The sequence below is a fragment of the Sphingobium sp. LMC3-1-1.1 genome, assembly GCF_040676285.1.
In the GTDB taxonomy this organism is placed as follows: Bacteria; Pseudomonadota; Alphaproteobacteria; order Sphingomonadales; family Sphingomonadaceae; genus Sphingobium.
This window is the reverse complement of the sequence record NZ_JBEGHQ010000089.1, coordinates 30,879-49,572: the sequence shown is the minus strand read 5'-3', so window position 1 is coordinate 49,572 and position 18,694 is coordinate 30,879. Positions and strand designations below refer to the sequence as shown.

The 18,694-nt window shown below is 65.7% G+C and carries 14 protein-coding genes; 4 read left to right on the top strand and 10 right to left on the bottom strand.

Annotation, left to right across the window (positions count from 1 at the left end; genetic code table 11):
- Window positions 1-5: 5 nt before the first annotated feature.
- From MRBLMC3_RS22385 to MRBLMC3_RS22340, 10 genes are all read right to left on the bottom strand, one after another.
- Window positions 6-869, bottom strand: coding sequence for a type II secretion system F family protein (locus MRBLMC3_RS22385; protein WP_363832492.1), 864 nt, complete (start codon window positions 867-869; stop codon window positions 6-8).
- Window positions 869-1,762: a type II secretion system F family protein gene (locus tag MRBLMC3_RS22380; RefSeq protein WP_363832489.1), complete on the bottom strand. Its 894-nt coding sequence runs from the start codon at window positions 1,760-1,762 to the stop codon at window positions 869-871. Before MRBLMC3_RS22380 ends, MRBLMC3_RS22385 begins: the two co-directional genes overlap by 1 nt.
- Window positions 1,756-3,084, bottom strand: a complete 1,329-nt coding sequence (locus tag MRBLMC3_RS22375) for a CpaF family protein (protein ID WP_363832486.1) — start codon at window positions 3,082-3,084, stop codon at window positions 1,756-1,758. Before MRBLMC3_RS22375 ends, MRBLMC3_RS22380 begins: the two co-directional genes overlap by 7 nt.
- Window positions 3,081-4,232, bottom strand: a complete 1,152-nt coding sequence (locus MRBLMC3_RS22370; RefSeq protein WP_363736817.1) for an AAA family ATPase — start codon at window positions 4,230-4,232, stop codon at window positions 3,081-3,083. Before MRBLMC3_RS22370 ends, MRBLMC3_RS22375 begins: the two co-directional genes overlap by 4 nt.
- A 1-nt stretch (window position 4,233) precedes the next feature.
- Complete coding sequence (locus MRBLMC3_RS22365; RefSeq protein WP_363736903.1) at window positions 4,234-5,391, bottom strand: type II and III secretion system protein family protein; 1,158 nt, start codon at window positions 5,389-5,391, stop codon at window positions 4,234-4,236.
- 20 nt (window positions 5,392-5,411) lie between these two features.
- A complete protein-coding gene (gene cpaB / locus MRBLMC3_RS22360; RefSeq protein ID WP_363832483.1) occupies window positions 5,412-6,317 on the bottom strand; it encodes a Flp pilus assembly protein CpaB in 906 nt (301 codons plus the stop codon).
- 271 nt (window positions 6,318-6,588) lie between these two features.
- Window positions 6,589-7,770, bottom strand: a complete 1,182-nt coding sequence (locus MRBLMC3_RS22355) for an amino acid aminotransferase (protein ID WP_363736821.1) — start codon at window positions 7,768-7,770, stop codon at window positions 6,589-6,591.
- A gap of 200 nt (window positions 7,771-7,970) precedes the next feature.
- A complete protein-coding gene (locus MRBLMC3_RS22350) occupies window positions 7,971-8,816 on the bottom strand; it encodes an oxygenase MpaB family protein (protein WP_363832704.1) in 846 nt (281 codons plus the stop codon).
- A 45-nt stretch (window positions 8,817-8,861) separates the two neighbouring features.
- Complete coding sequence (locus MRBLMC3_RS22345; protein ID WP_363832481.1) at window positions 8,862-12,257, bottom strand: acyl-[ACP]--phospholipid O-acyltransferase; 3,396 nt, start codon at window positions 12,255-12,257, stop codon at window positions 8,862-8,864.
- A 24-nt stretch (window positions 12,258-12,281) separates the two neighbouring features.
- Window positions 12,282-15,308 carry a DUF2339 domain-containing protein gene (locus MRBLMC3_RS22340; protein ID WP_363832478.1) on the bottom strand — a complete coding sequence of 1,009 codons (3,027 nt, stop codon included), beginning with the start codon at window positions 15,306-15,308 and terminating at the stop codon, window positions 12,282-12,284.
- Between the two features lie 110 nt (window positions 15,309-15,418).
- Between MRBLMC3_RS22340 and MRBLMC3_RS22335 the strand changes: the two genes are divergently transcribed.
- Genes MRBLMC3_RS22335 through MRBLMC3_RS22320 form a run of 4 tightly spaced genes read left to right on the top strand, consistent with a single transcriptional unit; the run spans window position 15,419 to window position 18,685 of the window.
- Window positions 15,419-16,018, top strand: coding sequence for a TetR/AcrR family transcriptional regulator (locus tag MRBLMC3_RS22335; protein ID WP_363736829.1), 600 nt, complete (start codon window positions 15,419-15,421; stop codon window positions 16,016-16,018).
- Between the two features lie 52 nt (window positions 16,019-16,070).
- Complete coding sequence (locus MRBLMC3_RS22330; RefSeq protein WP_363832475.1) at window positions 16,071-17,219, top strand: sterol desaturase family protein; 1,149 nt, start codon at window positions 16,071-16,073, stop codon at window positions 17,217-17,219.
- Between the two features lie 39 nt (window positions 17,220-17,258).
- Window positions 17,259-17,891: a DUF1326 domain-containing protein gene (locus MRBLMC3_RS22325; protein WP_363736831.1), complete on the top strand. Its 633-nt coding sequence runs from the start codon at window positions 17,259-17,261 to the stop codon at window positions 17,889-17,891.
- A 2-nt stretch (window positions 17,892-17,893) separates the two neighbouring features.
- Window positions 17,894-18,685: a DUF2182 domain-containing protein gene (locus tag MRBLMC3_RS22320; protein ID WP_363832473.1), complete on the top strand. Its 792-nt coding sequence runs from the start codon at window positions 17,894-17,896 to the stop codon at window positions 18,683-18,685.
- Window positions 18,686-18,694 lie beyond the last annotated feature (9 nt).

Sequence of the window (18,694 nt, the reverse complement as noted above, 5' to 3'; positions counted from 1 at the left end):
ACGCCTCATTGCGACACTCCACGCAAAGTATCGAAGATCGCCACCACCGGCGGCCCGCCCAGCACCACGAACAGGGCGGGCATGAAGAACAGGATCATCAGCACCACCATGCGCACGGTGATGCCGCCCATCGCCTCCCGCGCGCGGGCGACGCGGCGCTGGGTAAATTCCCGCACGAATTCGCGCAGGGCAGGGGCCAGTTCGACCCCCTGGAACAGAGCCTGACGGAAGAGGGCGGCCAGTTCCCTTGCCCCATTCACCGCCACCCGCGCTGCCCAGCGATCCAGCGCCTGATCATAGCGCATGCCCCGGTCGAGATCGGCCACCAGCATCGCCACCAGCCGTGCATGGTGCGGCACCGCAATGGCTTCGTCGCGGGCGATGGAGCGAAAGCACTGGTCGAGCGAAATGCCGCTTTCCAGCATCATCAGCATCAGGTCGAGCAGGAAGGGAAATTCCGCCATGATCGCCCGCGCTCGCCGCGCCGCGAGCAGGTGGATCGCCTGCTTTGCCCCGACATAGGCGAGGCCGGTGGCAATGACGATCAGCAGGGGTTGGGCAAACAAGCCGCCCCAGCCAATCCGCGAAGCCAGCATCGCTGCCAGCCCCGCGCCGACGGTCGTCGCCATGCGCGCCCAGACGAAACGGTCCGCAGCCCTTGCATCCTGAAACCCTGCCAGCATCAGCTTGTCAGCGATCTCCGATCGGTCCCGTCCGCGCGCGGTGAAGGCCGCGGGGAGGCGAAAGCCGGGCCGATCCCCTGCCATGCCCAGCCGCGCTTCCAGCCGCTGGTCGGCCAGCAGCATCCGCATGCCCATTACGGCGCACAGGACGCCCAGTGCCGCGCAGAAAAGCAACAGCGCGCCCATCAGAAGGTGAGCCTCATCACCCGCCGCATCACCAGCATGCCCAGCCCCTGCAGGACCATGGCGACGATGGCCAGCCGATGCCCGCGCGGATCGCGCAGGAAGAAGTCGATATAATCCGGGTTCATCGCCACCAGCGCGGCCATTGCCACCAGCGGCATGACGATCAGCACCCGTCCGCTGATCTTCGCCTCGGAGATGGCGGCTTTCAGCTCGCGCTTGATGCGGATGCGCTCGCGCAGGATGTTGGCCAGGTTCAGCAGTACCGTGGAAATCGACCCGCCATAACGCATGTTCGTGCGGATCGCGGCGGCGAGCATCGATATTTCAGGAACGCGCAGCCGCTCCGCGAGCATCTGCATGGCGTCGGCCACCGATGCGCCCAGTTCCAGCCGTCTTGCGACCGGCGCGATATAGCTTTGCACCACGGCGGGCGCATCGGCCAGCGCCCGTTCCAGCGCCTGCGCCAGGGAATTGCCGACCGCCTGCATCTGTCGCACGGCGTCGATATAATAGGGCAGCGCCTCGATCAGTGCTTCGACGCGCCGCTGCGCCCGCCGGCGCACCCAACCGAGCAGCGCCGTCGGCACGCCCGCCATCACCGCCAGCGCAGCCACCGGCCCCGCCGCAAGCAGCGCGGACAGCGCGATCAGAAGCAGCAGGCCGCCCGCCATCCCCACCGCCCGCGTCGTGAACTCGATCTGGGCCCGCGCCAGCAGGGGCGCTATCCGGTCGGGCACCGTCAGCGCCGCGGCGCGTGGCGGCGCGGCGGACAAGGCCGGTCCCAACCGGCGGTCGATCACTGCCCGCTGCCGCGCTTGTTCGGCCAGCAGTTGCCAGCCAATCCCGGCTATGATCAGCAGCGACAGCAGAAGGTAGGCGGCCCCGCTCAGCACGATCGGCCGCTCCTGTAATCACGCAGCCTTGGCAGGAAATGGGGCCGCAGCGACAATGTCCGGAACTCGCCCAGTCCCGACAGGGCCGGCTGCTCCTGAAAGGCGAAAAGTTCGTTGAGCGAATAGGCGTCGCCCTCCAGCCCCGTCACCTCGCTGACCGACATGACCCGTCGGCTGCCGTTGGAAAGCCGCTGCAGCTGCACCACCACATGCACGCTGTTGGCGATGAAGCGCCGGATCGCCCGCACATCGCTCTGTACCCCGGCAAAGCCCAGCAGCATCTCCAGCCGGGCAAAGGCGTCCCTGGGGCTATTGCCGTGCAGCGTTGCCATCGACCCGTCATGCCCGGTCGACATGGCCTGCAACATCTCGACCGCCTCGACCCCGCGCACCTCGCCCAGGATGATCCGGTCGGGCCGCATCCGCAGCGCATTGCGTACCAGTTCGCGGCTGCTCACTTCCCGGCTGCCGTCGACTGTCGGCGGCCGTGTCTCCAGCCGCACCACATGGCTCTGCCGCAACTGCAGTTCGGCGGCGTCCTCGATGGTGATCAGTCGCTCGCGATCCCCGATGAAGGACGACAGCATGTTCAGCAAAGTCGTCTTGCCCGCGCCGGTCCCGCCACAGATCAGGATATTCAGCCGGGACCGTACCGCCGCGCTCAGATATTCCGCCATGTCCGCACTCATCACCTGATTGGCGACGCAGTCCTCGATCGTCATGCTCTGCAACCGGAACTTGCGGATCGACAGCGTCGGCCCGTCCAGCGCCACCGGCGGAATGACGATATTCACCCGCGACCCGTCAGCCAGGCGCGCGTCGACATAGGGACTGGCCTCATCTACCCGGCGGCCGATCGGTCCGACGATCCGCTGGATGACGTTCATGAGGTGGGCGTCGTCGCGAAACCGCGTCTCGACCTTCTCCAGCAACCCGCCCCGCTCGGCATAGATATGTCCCGGGCCGTTGACGATGATGTCGTCCACGCCCGCATCGCGCAGCAGCGGCGCAAGCGGACCCATGCCCGCCACCTCGTCCTCCACATCCTCGATCAGCAGCAGCCGCTCCGCGCTGTTGAGCGCCATTTGCCCCCGGCGGCTGCGGCTGGCGATGATCTGCTCGATCTCCTCGCGCAGCGCTCTCGGACCCAAGGTCTCAGCCGTGTCCCCGCGCGCTTCCAGTTGCTCGATCAACTGGGCGCAGGTCTGCGCCTTGGCAAGCTGATAGATGTCGCTCATCCGCTGTGCCGCGGGCTGCGCGACGGGCATGATCCGCACCTCCCGCGCAGGAATGAAGGCCTCTTCGCCGGTCAGCAGGCTCATGATGCACGCTGGACGATACGCAGCATCGCCCCCCGCAGCCGGTCGATCCCGCCGGCCTTCGACGTCACCCCGCAAACCCGTCGGATCGTCGCCATATAGGTCCCGCCATCCGCCTCCATCGCCAATGGCCGGCCCGCGTTCAGCGCATTGCGGATCCGCGCCCGGTCGATGGGCAGCGCCATCGCCGCGCCGACGCCCAGCGCATCCGCCATGCGCCGCGCGTCGAGCAGCACGCCGGGCAGATGATCCCACACCAGCAGCCGCATTGCCTCTATCCGCTCGCGTTCCGTCCCAATCCTGTCCAGCAATCGGCGACACGCCTCGATCTCCCGGATCGACTGGCCGCACAGCAGTTCCACCTGGCTCGCCTCCGCCACCACCTCGCGCAGCAGCCCGCCATGGCGCAGGCTTCCCGCATTCAGCACGACATGGCTGCAACAGCCCCGCAGCAGCCGGATGAGCGCCGCCAGGTCGCCCGGTGTCAGTCCCGCAGGTTCGGCGCCAGTCCCCCCGTCGAAGGTCAACAGCATCAATCCGCTGGGTCCATGCCGCGCCACCGTGCTGGCGAGCAGGCTGGCGTCCAGCCGGTCCATATCGCTGATCGCGGAAGCCAGCCCATAGTCGACGCCCAGGTCCAGATAGGTCGCCGCCGCGCTCGTCGGCAGGGTGCAGTCGATCAGCAGCGTCGATCCCTGTCCCGCCATGGCAATGGCCATGTCCGTCGCCACCATCGCGCACGCATCGCGATCCGCACCCAGCAGCAGCGTCAACCGCCCCCGGCTACCCTGATCCACCGCCGCCTCATTCAAAAGACGCGCCAATATGGGGGCGATCTCCCCTTTTTCTCCGTTGCGCGGAACAACATCATGCACGCCGGCCCGAATGGCGCGCAGCAAGGGCTCGGCCTCCATCTCGTCGGTGGCGAGCAGCACGGGCCGACCCTCCGCGCTCGACACCACGGCGCCGATCGCAACCGACAGGGCGCGATCGGGCGGGATGGCGGCACGGTCGATAATGATCAGCCCCGGCCCATCCAGCGCCTCTCGTTCCACCGATTGCACCAGTTCGACTGGTACGCGCCCGCCCGCAGCGTCCTCGATGCGCTGTGCCAGCATGCGGTCGACCGACAGCAGAAGGATCCTGGCCATCTCAGCGCCTCACGACGCCGAAGGGCATATTGGTCTGGTCCAGCCCGTCCGTCGCCAGGATCATGTCGCCTATGCCGGGGTCGATCCCTGCTGTTGCCGCGCCGGGCAGGGGCGGCAACTCCTCCGGCTTCACCGGCCCCACCAGCCGGGGCGTGGCGACGATGATCAGCTCCTGCTTCTCCTTCTGGTTCTGTTGCCGCTTGAAGAAGGCCCCGAGCACGGGGATATCGCCCAGGAAGGGCGTCTTTTCCGTCGTCACCGTCTGGCTGGAATAGCTGAGCCCCGCGATCACGAAGCTCTGCCCGCTGCCCAGTTCGACCGTCGTCTCGGCCGACCGCCGCCGCAGTCCCGGCACGACATAGCCCTGCAACTGCACGCCATTATTATAGTCGAGTTCGCTGACTTCCGGCGCGATCTTCAGCACGATATGGTCCTTCGACAACACGAAGGGCGTCACCGACAACCGCACGCCAAATTCCTTATACTGGATGGACAAACTATTGCCCGATCCCGAAACCTGCGGAACCGGCACCGGAAATTCACCGCCCGCCAGGAAACTCGCCTGCTCGCCGGAGCGTACGAGCAAGGTCGGCTGCGCCAATAGTTGCGACAGTCCATTGGAGGACAGGGCACTCAACACCGCCCCGATCCCTCGATTGGGCGCCGAAAGGAACAGGTTGAAGGCGTTCTGGATCGGCGCGCTCGCCTCCAGCGCCAGCCCATCGGGATTGAACGAAGCGCTCCCCAGACTGCTGGGCGAAACGATAGCCCCCTGGATATCGCCTGAAAGCTTGGAGAAGTTGAAGCCGAGCGCCTTGAGCGTCGTCGCAGAGACGGCCGCGAACTGTACGTCCACCGCCACCACCTGCTCGCCCGCCCGGACAATCGGCGCACTCGCCGCCGCATCGGGCGTGACGCTGACCGGCTCCCGCGCCATCAACCCGCCATCGCCGCCATAGACGCTGACGGTCGCCGCGCCTTCGCCGATCGCCGTGAGCCGCAGCGAGCGCGAAGAGGGCGCGGTGATCGATAAGACACCCTCCCGGTCGACCTCGACCCGCCCGATGGCGCGGGGGTAGGAGAGGGTGCGCTGCTCCTTCACTTGCAACGCCGTCTGCGCGGCGCCCTGCATGGGCAGGCCTAGCGCGATCGCCGCCAACCCGCAACAGCCCAAAATCCTCACTTGGCGGCGCTCCCGGAATAGATGGTCTCGCGCCGGTTGCCCATGACGAGTTCGATGGCGTGAGGCGCCGGACGCGCTGTCGCGCGGGGCGCGGGTGCAGCCACTATGGGCGGGGGCGCCTGCACCGCTGTTGGATCGGGACCCCTCGAAGCCGCCACGGCAACCGCGACCTGCGCGCTGTCCGCCGGATTGCGCAGCGACAGCGTCAGCGCCCCCGTATTCTTCGCCAGCGAAAGGAGGGACACCTGTTCCGGCGTCAGGGCGAGCGTCACGGTCCGCGCGGGTGGGGGAGGGGAGGAGAGAGCGCCCTCGGCACCATCGGCCCCCGATGACTGCTGCGTTCCCACCACCACCTCGCCAACGGCCAGTATCTGCACCATCTGGAGCAAGGCCTGCGCCCGGCTGCGTCCCGATCCGCGCGCCCCGCTGATCGCGTCGGCACCGGGATAGACGACCTGCACATCGACCCGATCGCCAGGCCGGATCAGACCGGCCACGGCAATCTCCGCCGTGGTGTCGATGCTGACGGCGCGCATCCCCATCGGTACGCGGGTGGCAAGCTTGCTCTCCATCCCGACCGCATCGCGGGCGATCAGCGCATGCAAGCCTATGTCCCGCGTCGCGACCTTGCCCACCACCTCAGTCGATGTCGCCGCATAGGGATAGCGCGCCGGATCGCCCGCCGCGTTGCGGATCATCGCCGCCGTGATCGTTTCACCGGTCCGGATCGGGCGGGCCGCCTGCACCATCAGGACAGGCGCAGCCGCCCTGATGGGCGCGGCCGGACCCTGCGCCGCTGCGGCGGAGCTATTGCGCAATTCCCGAACGCCCAGCGCCAGAAAAGCCGCAGCGGCAGTCAGCCCGACGGCGATCGTCAGCTTGGCCTTGGAACCCAGACGCATTGCTTTCCCCCAGCAGCACCTTGCGTGAACGCAAAACGCTTCAACTGGAAAATTCATAGCCCTAGTGCTGTTGTCAGGGCATGAAAGAAGCAACCGTTACGGTGAAAAGTATTGGCGCGGGGATATGCGGTCGGCGGATTGCAAATCAGCGTTTTGCGGGCTTGGATCACGCAAGAGGTAGCCGATGGGGATATATTAAGTCCAAAACGGGCTAAACTATATCCTCAACTGCTATCGACTGACGAACTCCTCGATCCGCTCTGGCCGTCGATTACAGATAGGATGCAAGGGCCGCAACGAAAGCAGGAACGGTTTCCAGCGTGAGGCCGGCAATATTGATGCGTCCATTGCCGGCCATGTAGATGCCATGGTCACGGCGCAGTGCATCAACGGCCTCTGGCGTCAGGGGCAATAGCGCAAACATGCCACGCTGATCGCCTATGGCCGCCAACCGGGGATGACTTGCCGCCAGCACCGAGCGCAGTTCGTTGATGCGCGCCCGCATTGCATCGAGTTCCGACACCCAATCGGCGCGCAGCGCGTCATCCTCCAGCACCAGTCTCGTCACCGCCGCGCCATGATCCGGCGGCATCGACCAGAGCGACCGCGCCAGCGCCAGCATGTTGCTGCGCACCAGTTCCGCCGCACCGGATTGCACCCACAGCGCGCCTACACGCTCCCGATACAGCCCGAAATTCTTGTCGCAGCTATAGGCGACCAGCGCCTCCGGCAACATGTCGAGCAGGCCGCGCATTCCCGCCGCATCGGCCTCCAGCCCATCGCCCAGTCCCTGATAGGCGAGGTCGATGAACGGCACCAGCGCCCGGCGCGCGCAAAGCAGGCCAATTTCCTGCCATTGCGCGCTGTTGAGGTCCGCTCCGGTCGGGTTATGGCAGCAGCCGTGCAGCAACAGCACGTCGCCCGCCTTGGCTTCGCGCAGATCCTCTATCATGCCGTCGAAATCGATCGCGGCGCTCGCCACGTCGTAGAAACGGTGCGTGCGGGTCATCATCCCCGCCTCCCGAAAGATCGGCGCATGATTGGGCCAGGTCGGCGTCCCGATCCATACCGTCGCGTCGGGTCTGCTGCGCGCGATCAGTTCCGCGCCCAGCCGCAAAGCCCCGGTGCCGCCGGGCGTCTGGATCCCGACCGGCCGATCCGCGCCGGCTCCGAAAGCCACCTCCGCGAGCAATTCGACAAAGCGGATGTCACCCTCGGCGCCCAGATAGGATTTACTCTCCTGGTCCCGCAGCAGCTTCGCCTCACCCGCCTTCACCGCACGCATTACCGGCGTCCGACCGGCATCATCCCGGAACACGCCGACGCCCAGATCAATCTTCCCCGGCCGCCTGTCCGCGCGATACAGGCCGATCAGGCCCAGCAGCGCGTCAGGAGGCTGGATCGCCAGACGGCTGAAAATTTCGCGGTCCGCCACCGATTCCTGCATCAACATGCTATTTCAGCCCCTGCATAATCCTGGCCACAACCCTGGCCACAACCCTGGATTGTCCGGTGCAGAAGGTCTGCGGAGCGGTCCATCACATATGCCATGCGCATCTTATCGCAGCTTCGAAGAGAAAACGGGTTTCAGTTTGTCGCCATTATTCCTTCAAAATGAAATATCTTGATCACCAGGCGCGAAAATCTGAAACGTTACCTCTCCGCTTTGAACGCCCATCGCATCGTCCCCGCCAGCGCGAAGGCGCTGGCCCGAACCAGCGGCCGTGCAAGAGCAGGCATGGAAAAACCATGCATCCGCCTCGCCCATCCGGGGAGCAGCGTCACGGCCGCCTGCATCATCATCGCCTGCGCCGGCATCAACCCCAGGGAGGGTGCCGGCTGCCGCAGCACGATCCGGGCCACCTCCCGCGTGCGCGGCGTCACGGCAAGTTCGCTGCGGAAGCGCGTCATCAATGCTCTGGCCTCCGCCCGGCTCTCTGGCACCGGATCGGCGCCCAAAGCCCGCGCCACGAGCGCGGCCTCCGCGAAATAGCGATCCTGTTCCGCCAGCGGCATGAACGGTTCGCCATAGGCCATCCAAGCGTCGAGAAAGCTCGTCGCCTCGCAAACATGCACCCAGGCAAGCAGCCACGGATCGCCTGCGGCATAAGCCGTCCCGTCGGGGAGCGTTCCGCGCACATGCTCATGCACCCTGCGCACCCGCAGGATCTCTGCCTCCGCTTCCGCCCGTTCGGCATAGGTGGTCACGGCAATGAAGCGCGCCGTCCGCCTCAATCGGCCCAGCATGTCATCGCGAAACCGGCTGTGGTCCCATATGCCCGCGAGCGCCGCGGGATGCAGCATCTGGAGCAGCAATGCGCTGACGCCGCCGATCATCATGCTGGTGACATCGCCATGCACCCGCCGGATCACAGCGCCCGGGGGATAGAGCGCCTGGTCCGACGCGACTACCGGGGCCTGACCCGCCGCGCTGTCGTGAAACACGCCCCGCACCTTCCCGACCAGCAGGCGCCGCATCAATCGCGAAGGCCGTTCCACCATCCGATTTCTCCCCACGCGTCGTCGACAGGGATGGATCTCTTCCTACCCGGCCGCCATCTGCGTCATGGACGCATAGTCCGTCTTCCCGGTTCCGAGCAGTGGCAGCGCGTCCAGCACCCTGATATCGCGCGGCAACGCCAGCTCCGCCACACCATTCGCCTTGCCCCACGCCTGCAATGCCGCCGCCTTCGCGTCCTGCGCAGTGGTGAACAGCACCAGTTGCTCCCCCTTGCGCGCATCGGGCCGCGTCACCACCGCATGATCCGCGTCCGGCCATATGGCCGAGGCATAGCCCTCCACAGCAGGCAGGGAGATCATCTCGCCCCCGATCTTGGCAAAGCGCTTCGCTCGTCCCCGGATCGTCACGAATCCCTGGTCGTCGATGGTCACGATGTCGCCGGTATCGTGCCAGCCCTCCTCCGGCGGTTGCAGCACGCCCGGCGCATCCGCCTTCATATAGCCCGCCATGATGTTCGGCCCCCGGATCGAAAGCCGGCCGCCTTCCTCGATCCCCGGCACATCGTCCAGCTGCGCTTCGATCCCCGGCAGCAGCCGGCCGACAGACCCGGCGCGGAAATGCATCGGCGTGTTGACGGCGATCACCGGCCCCGCCTCCGTCGCGCCATAGCCCTCCAGGATGCGCAATCCGAATTTCTCGGCATAGATTTTGCGCGTCTCGTCCCGCACCCGTTCGGCGCCGGCAAAGATGTAGCGCAGCGAATAGAAGTCATAGCCATGCGCCATTCGCGCATAGCCCGACAGGAAGGTGTCAGTGCCGAACAGGATGGTCGCATTGGCGTCATAGGCGAGCGCCGGGACGATCCGGTAATGCAGCGGGCTGGGATAAAGCAGCGTCTTAACCCCGTGGAAGATCGGCAGCAAAGTGCCCCCGGTCAGGCCGAAACTGTGGAACACCGGCAGGGCATTCAACACCACATCGGCGGAGTTGAAGTCGATCCTGGCCGCCAATTGCCGGCAGTTGGACAAAAGATTGCGATGCGTCAGCACGACGCCCTTGGGCAGGCCCTCCGATCCGCTGGTGAAGAGGATCACCGCCGCATCGTCCGGCGAAACCTTGAGCCGCCTGTGCGCCCGCCCGGCGAAACGGCTGGCGATCAGGCCGCGCAGCTTTGCGCCGGGGCCGATGCCTGCCGCCACATCCTCCAGCCAGAGGAAGGTGATCCCTTCAGCCTCCAGCCCCGCGACGATGTCGCCCAGCTTGCCCTGCTCGACAAATGTTCGTGCCGTCATCACCGTCCGAATGCCGGCCGCCATGCAGGCGGCTTTCAGATTGGCCAGCCCGGCGGTGAAGTTCAGCATCGCCGGCACCCGTCCGCCGGCCTGCAAGGCGAAGAAGGCCACGGCTACCCCCGCCACATTGGGCAACAGCACGCCGACCGCCTCGCCCTGTCGCGTCGATCGTGCCAGGATACGGCCCAGCACAAGCGATCCGGTCATGAGCCGCCCGTAGGTCAGCGGATCGCGCTTCACATCCTCGACGATGGGGGATCCGCGCCCATGCACGTGGCTCGCCTCCAGCAGCGCTTCGAACAAGGTCCTGTCCGTGTCGGACGTCGCGAACATCATCTGGCTCATCTCGTCATAGAGCCGCCGACCGGCGATCGCGCGCCGTGCCCGCGCCGTCATTTCGCCCTCTATGGCGAAACGGCGCGGCGGCAGAACGGTAAGCGTGATCCTGGGAAAGCGCCGCAGCCGGACCTTGCCTCTGAGGCGCGAGAAGGGCGTGAATTGCGCGCCGTCGATCCGCACTGGAATGATCGGCGCATCGGCCTTGTCCGCGACCATGCCGGGGCCGTCGAACACTTTCATCAAGGCCCCGGTGACGGTGATCCTCCCCTCCGGAAAGATCACCAGCGTCCGTCCTTCGCGCACAGCCTTCACCATCGCCTTGGCCGACAGCGGATTGGTCGGATCGACTGGAAAGGCGTCGAACAGCGAGAGGAACGGCTTTACCCACCACGCCCTGGCAATCCGCGTGTGCACCGCAAAGGTCGGCTTGCCCGGCAGGAAGGCGGCCAGCAGCAGGCCGTCGAGGAAGGACACATGGTTGACCACGACGACGGCCGGTTCGCCCGCGCCGGGCATATTCTCGGCTCCCACCACCTGCACCCGATAGCATAGCCGCAGCATCCCGCGCACTATGGCCTTGATCACCGTTTCCGGCAGCAGCCAGCAGCTGATCAGCGCCACTGCCAGGGTTGCAAAGCCCATCACCCCGATCACGCCGGGCACGCTCTCGCCCCGCGCCAGCATCGCCGTCACCGCCGTGACGACCGCCACCGTGACCGCCGCATTGACGATATTGTTGGCCGCAATGGTGCGCGATCGTTCTTCGCGCGGGCTATGCGTCTGAAGGATCGCATAGAGCGGCACGATGAACATGCCGCCTGAAAAGGCGATGCCGGTGAGGTCGGCCATGATCCGCCAGCTTCCCGGCGATGCCACGAATTGCGTGATGCCCGCGCCCGAATGCGCGGGCGCATAGGAACTGGTCGACAGCCACAGGTCGATCATGAATCCGGCCAGCGTCAGCGCGGACACCGGCACGAAGCGCGCAGACACCTGCCCGCCGAGCAGCCGGTTCACCAGCATCGACCCCAGCGCCACGCTGATCGAGAAGATCAGCAGGAAAAAGGTCGCGACCTCCTGCTTCGCCTTCAGCACGCCGCTCACCAGCGGAGCGAACTCGGCTAGCAACACCGCGCCCACGGCGAAGAACCAGCTGATGCCCAGGATCGACAGCCACACGCCGCGCCCGTGCCGCGCCGCCTTCAATATATGCCAGGTGCTCTTGAAGATGTTCCGCTCGATCCGCAGGCCAGGCACCACGGTCGGTGCCGAGGGAATCGCAAGGCTGGCCAGGAAGCCCAGCGTCGCCAGCCCCACCGCCACCAATCCCGCTTCCCAGGGCGGGATCACGCCGGCCAGCAACTGTCCGCTCAATATCGCGAGGAATGTTCCCGCCTCGATCAGGCCGGTGCCGCCCATGATCTCATCGGTATGCAGATGCTGTGGCAGGATGGAGAATTTGACGGGCCCGAAGATGGTCGAATGCAGTCCCATCAGGAACAGGCAGGACAGCAGCAGCGGCACCGATTCCAGCCAGAAGCCCGTGACGGCGAGGGTCATGATGATGATTTCCGCCGCCTTCACCGCTCGCACCAGTTTCGCCTTGTCCCAGGCGTCGGCCAATTGGCCGGCCAGCGCGGAAAAGAGGAAATAGGGCAGGATGAACAGGCCCGTGGCGATGGTCGCCAGCATCTCCGCCTTGTCCGGCTCGGCCCGGTACAGGCCGAAATTGGCGAGGAACAACAGCGCGAACTTCAACAGATTATCGTTGAAGGCGCCCAGGAACTGAACCACGAACAATGGCGCGAAACGGCGCTTACCCAGCAATGACAGATCAGGTGCGGACATTTTCTTACCCCCGTCCTTCACGCATTATGCAGCAATAGTCGCGGAGTTGTTAACCGGCTCGCGCAACAGGCGATTATAGAGCCACCCTATGCCGATCAGGCTGAAGCCAAGGGCCAGGAACGATGCGATCCGCAGCAGCCCCGTCAATCCCGAAGCATCGAACAGGAACACCTTGGCCACGGCAAGCAGCATCAGCAGCAGCGAAGCGATCCGCCAGTCTCGCGCCTGCCTGCGGATGCCCCAGAGCAGGAAGCCGATCGCCAGCGCCAGGGCGAGCACCGACCGGAGAATATCCTCCGTCGCGCTGACTCCCGGCACGGTCAGCAGAGGCCCGACGAAAAGCTGCCGCAGCATCGCCAGGCCGACCAGCGAGATCAAACCCATGCGGACCCCATCCGCAACGCGCGGCAACCAGTCGTCGGCGACCTCGAGCGCCACGAAGGCAAGGGCCAGCAGGACAGGCAGCAGATTGAACAAGGGCCAGCTTCCCACCACCTGCGGAAACCAGAGGGGATTGTGCAGCAGCAGCGAATAAACCACCAAGTGGCCCAATCCCGCGCCGACGAGGATAGTCCCTACCAATCGCCCTGAAATCGTCCCATTGGCCCGCGCCGCAGAAAGGCGCGTGTCGTTCTTTGGTGGCATGGAATGCGGCAGGGCGATCCCACCTCGCCATGCGACGAACCCCGATATGATGAGTATCCCCTCCCAAACTGTCCGCTCCGCCAGAGCGAGGCGCGTCACGTCCCCAAGGCTCGCCAGGCCGAAGATCTGCTTGAACGCGATATGCGCCGCAATGCCGCCCAGCGCTCCCACGACGGCACAGCCGATCCGCTGCCCGATCGGACCCATGATCGAACCGTTCCGCCATAGGGCAAATCCCGTCGCCGCAGCAGGCAGGGCCAGCCGCCGCATCGCCTCGCCAATCGGAGGCAGATCGCTCACCAGCACGGGTTCGCCCACCAGTGACAGCAAAGCCCGGCCGAGCCACAGGGCCAGAGGCCAGCCGGCCCAAAGCATCACCACCGTCAAGGCGACTCCCAGGGCGGGCATGGTCGACCGGAGCGACAGCTTGCGCACCCCTTGCGCCAACACAGCCAGTCCCAGGGCAGCTGCCACCGGCAGCCAGAGCGCCGGCACGGCTTGCGCGACCGTCCCATAGGCGAGCAGCACCGCCACGCCCTGCGCCACCATCCGTCCCTCGGCAAAGCGTGCGCGCCAGGCGAAGAGAGTCGCCATCGCCGCGCCCGCCGTCCAGCGGAGGACGCCCTGCCAGCCCGGAACATCCGCCCCATCGCCCCACAGCCTGGCGACCTCGTCTGATCCGGCCAGAACCACCAGGGCGATGAAGGCGAAGCTCCAGCCGCTCCAGCCGCTCCATTCGACCCGTCTATCCTTCGCCAGCTCCGCCAGCGCCAGCAGGCCAACGGCAAGGGCCGCGATCACGATCGACAGCATCCATTGCGGCAGTCCCAGTCCGCCCGCCACAGCCAGCAGCAACGCTGCCGCGCTCGCCAGCGTTACGAAGCGCGCGTCCCTGTGTCGCGTTTCGCAACGCCAGCCCATTGCCATGGCCACGCCCGGCAATCCGGCTGCGGCCAGCGCAAGCAGGGCAAATTCCCCATCCAGCCCGGCCCGCCAGAGCTGTCCCAGCGCCACGGCAAAGCCGCCCAGCGCCAACCCTGCGATCTGCCCTGCCTCGACAAGCCCACTGCGCCAGACCCGAAGCAGGGCCGTACCGCCGTAAATCGCCGTCAAGCCCAGCATCACCAATGCGAAATGCCCTGTTTCCGGCGCCGGCCACACCGCCGTCAGAAGCAGCCCGACGCTCACCCCGACCGCCGCCAGCGGCCGCAATGCCGCCTCCCGTCCCAGCCAGACCAGGGCGATCGACAAGAGTCCGAACAGTCCCCATTGCAACAGGCCGAAGCCGCCCGTCGCAACCAGCGCCGCCATCTGCGCCGCCGCTGCCAATGCCGCGCCCGTGCGCAGCAGCGCCGCCCGCGTTCCGGGAAAGGCGAGGACGGGCAAAGCCACGCCCAGCATCAGCACCAGCAAGCCGATCGACAGCGATGATGCCCAATCCAGCGCGCCCATGGCTAGCATGACAACGCCCCAGCCGGCTCCGCCCACCAGCGCACTTATGCCCAACCACATCCAGCGCTGGGTGCGCGACAGCATGCAAAGACCGCCTACCGCCAGGGCGAGATAGCAGCTCAGCAACGGTATATTGGGTTGCCCCGCCTTGACCAAAGCGGGCGCCGCCAGTCCGCCGACCAGTCCCAGAAGCGCGCTGGGTGCGCCGAAGCGCAGCGACAGCGCCATGGCCAGCCCGGTGACGCCCGCCAGCCCCGCAAAGGCGACGCCTGGCCCCACCAAACCGTACAGCATGTGCGCCGCCAGGATCGCTGCGTAGAGTGTCGCCAGCCCTGCGCCCCCCAGCGCCTGCCGCACCCGGGCGTCGCGCACCTGTTCCTCCAGCCGCAACGCTGCCTCGGCCCCGCCGATCAGCGCTCCGCCGAACAACAGTCCCAACAGCACGCGCACCAGCGGTGAGAGCAATCCCGCATCGATGGAATATTTGACGAGCAGCACGCCCGCGACGGCAAGCGTCACTCCGCCCGCCCATATCGGCAGTTGGCGGCCGAACAGTTCCTCGAAACTGAAGGTGGCGCGGGCAGGCCGGGCGCGTTCAGGGGCGATGGCTTGCGCTTCGATCCGATCATGTTCCGGGGCGAGAGAACCCGTCTCCTCGATCGCATCCGTGGTGGCGGCTTGGGTGGAGGGCGTTCCGTCTTCGCCGGAACGACGGCTCAATATGACCGCTGGCGCAGGAGGCGTGATATCCCGCTCCACCACGCGGGCGGGTGCGGACGTCCCTTGCGCGGGCTCGTCATCCTCATCCTCGCGGGGATGGTCGTGGCGCATGGGGGAAGAGGCATTTCCCATAACCTCTTCCAATAGTGCCAGCCTTTTCTCGGTTGCCTTCAACCGTCCGCGCATGTCGAACAGCACTATTCCGAAAACCAGCAGAACCAGTGTCACGAGCATGAGTCGAATCCCTGTAAACCCCGCCTATGGCATGAGGGCTACCCAAAAATTCAACACTGTTCAATAAAATAATTAGACAGCGTCTAATTGTTCTCTTATCCGTTGTTCGCATGGGCAGACGATCCGATCATAGCCGCGAGGAACTGGAGGCGCTCATCCTTGAAGAAGGCCACCGGCACATGGCGGAGGCCGGTTTCGCCCGTTTTTCCTCGCGAGAGGTGGCCAAGCGCATCGGCTATTCGGTGGGCACGCTCTACAACGTCTTTGGCAGCTATGACCGGTTGGTCGTCGCCATCAACACGCGCACCTTCGACCAATGGGCCGCCTTCCTGGAAAAGCGCCTTGCCGGCCAGCCGCAGGACCGGATCGCGGCGCTGGTGGAGGGCTATTTCCAGTTCGCCTCGGAAAACACGAATATCTGGATGGCGATCTACGACCATCGCCTGCCGCCTGGCGTCGCCATGCCGGAGGATTATGCGCGGCAGCGGGCGGGGCTGACGGAAGTCGTCGTGCGCGAAGTCGCCGCCGTCCTGCCGCCGAGCGCCAGGGATGGCGCGCCGCGGCTCGCGCGATCGCTGGTGGCCACGGTGCACGGCCATTGCACCTTCGCCCTCAACGGCAGCTTTGCCCTGTTGGGTGAGACTGCCCCCCTCGAAATGGCCACGGCGCGCGTCAAGGAAAGCTTGAGGGCGGCGGGGGCAAGGCTCTAACATATCGGTGGGCGCTCCCTATGGGCGGGTGGGCGGCAAGAGGGGACATATCGTGGCAAACTGGTTCGACAGCCTGGAACGCGACCTGCAATCGCCGCTCGCGGTGCGGCGCCTTGGCAGCGGTTGGTTCTCGGGCTTCTTCGCGCTGCTGCTCAGCCTCACCGGGCTTTGCCTGGTTATGGCGCTACGCTGGCCAGACTGGTTTTCGACGCCCGAACTGGCGGCGCTGCATGCGTGGGGCGGGCTGCGTCCTCTGGTCCACGCGCTTCTGATCGGCGGCTATGCGCTGGCGTTGCTCAGCCTGCTTTTGCGTACACGCAAAGCCATCGGCGCGACCGCGCTCCTTGCCGCGCTGTTCGCCACCCTGTTGGGAGGGGCGGAAGTCCAGCCGCAGGAGACCCATGACTGGGGCGTGTTCTTCGGGCTGGATTTCTTCGCCGTCAACATGGTGGCGACCGGGCTGATGTTCGCCCCGATCGAGCGCCTCTTTCCGCACAGGGCCCAGCAGCGCCTGTTTCGCCAGGAATGGCGGGAGGACCTGTTCTATTATCTGATCAGTTCGATGATGGTGCAGCTCATCACCTTCCTTGCGCTGGCGCCATCCGGCCTTATCAACGCCAACACGGCCGGCCTGGCAGGCATACGCGGCATGATCGCCAGCCAGCCCTGGCCGTTGCAGTTCCTGGAAGTGGTGCTGCTGACCGATTTCGTCCAATATTGGTTTCATCGCGCCTTCCACCGCGTCCCCTTTCTCTGGGGTTTCCACGCCGTCCATCATTCGGCCAAATCCATGGACTGGCTGGCGGGCGCGCGCATGCATTTCTTCGAGATCATCGCGCTGCGCGGCGTGACGTCCCTGCCGTTGCTCACTTTCGGTTTTTCGCCATTGGTGATGCAGGCCTATATCGGTTTCGTCTATATCTACTCCTCGCTCCTCCACGCCAATCTGCGCGGTGATTTCAATCGCCTGGGCGCGATCGTCGCGACCCCGCGCTTCCACCATTGGCACCATGCGATAGAAGAAGTTGCGGTCGACAAGAATTTCGCGATCCACTTCCCCTTTCTCGACCGTTTGTTCGGCACCCATCATCTGCCTGACGGCGCATGGCCGACGGGCTATGGCGTGCCCGAACAGGTGCCCCAGGGATATCGCGCGCAATTCCTCTATCCCTTCCGCCGAAAACGCGACGCGGCTGCGTGAATCTGCTATGATCGTTGCGGGCTGTGAGGGAGTCGGACCATGGTCTACTGGATGCTCAGGGGGCGCGAGTTCGCCAATTGCAACTGCGAATATGGCTGCAACTGTCAGTTCGGCGGCCTGCCGGACAAGGGGCATTGCCAGGCCGCCTTCGGCTTCGCCATCGATGAGGGCCGGCATGGCAATATCGACCTGGCCGGCCTGAACATCGCTGCCGTCTTCCGCTGGCCTGGGCCGATCCATGAAGGCCAGGGCGAATGCGCCGCCTTCGTCGATGAACGGGCGACGCAGGCGCAGCGCGATGCCCTGCTGACGATCATGACCGGCGGCGACACCGCACCGATGGCGACGGTCTTCGCTGTCTTCGCCTCCACCATCACGACCATGCATGAACCCAATTTCGTCCCCGTCGACTTCGAGGTCGATGTGGAAGGACGCAAGGGCCGCCTGCGGATTCCGGGCCATCTGGAGATGGACGGCGAACCGATCCGCAGCCCGGTGGACGGATCGGAAATCCGGGCGCGGATTCAATTGCCCGACGGCTTCGAATATGAAGTGGCGGAGGTCGGCTCCGGGACCAGCCGCGCCATTGCGCCAATGCGGCTGGACCATGCGGCGAGCTACGGACAGTTCGCCTATCTGCACCTCGACAGTCACGGCGTGGTCAGGGGCTGACGGTGTCGGCATTCCGTACGGTGCTCGCCCGGCATCACCTGATTTCCCTTGCCGCCCTGGCGGTGATGATCGTGCTGGCCTGGGGCTGGCTGCTTTCGGGTGCGGGCATGGGCATGGCCCCCGGCGCGTCATGGCTTCCGGCTGGACTGGCGGAAGACCCCATGCTGGCAATGATGATGCCCGGCGATATGCCATGGACGGCGGCGCAGTTCCTCATGACCTTCGCCATGTGGTGGGTGATGATGGTTGCGATGATGCTGCCTTCCGCCGCGCCCATGATCCTGCTCTATGCTCGCGCGGTGCCCGCCGCGACACGGCCCGCCACGGAAAGTTTCACCCTGGGCTATCTGTTGATCTGGGGCTTTTTCTCCCTGGTCGCCACTCTGGCGCAATGGCGTCTGGCCACGGCGGCGCTGCTGTCCTCCATGGCGATGGCGACGTCCAGCCCTTCGCTGGCCGCCGCTCTGCTGATCGCGGCTGGCGTCTATCAGATCAGCCCATGGAAGGACGCCTGCCTGCGCGAGTGCCGCAATCCCGCGATATTCCTCAGCCGCCACTATCGGCCGGGATGGACCGGCGCGCTGCGCCTGGGTGCGCGTCATGGCGCCTGGTGCGTGGGATGCTGCTGGATGCTGATGGCGCTGCTGTTTGTCGGCGGAATCATGAATCTGGCCTGGATAGCCGTGCTGACGCTGCTGGTCGCGCTGGAGAAGCTGTTGCCATGGGGTCGCGCGATGTCGATCCTGGCGGGCGCGGGCTGTATCCTGTTGGGCTGGGCGATATTGCTGGGTTGAGTGCCCTCG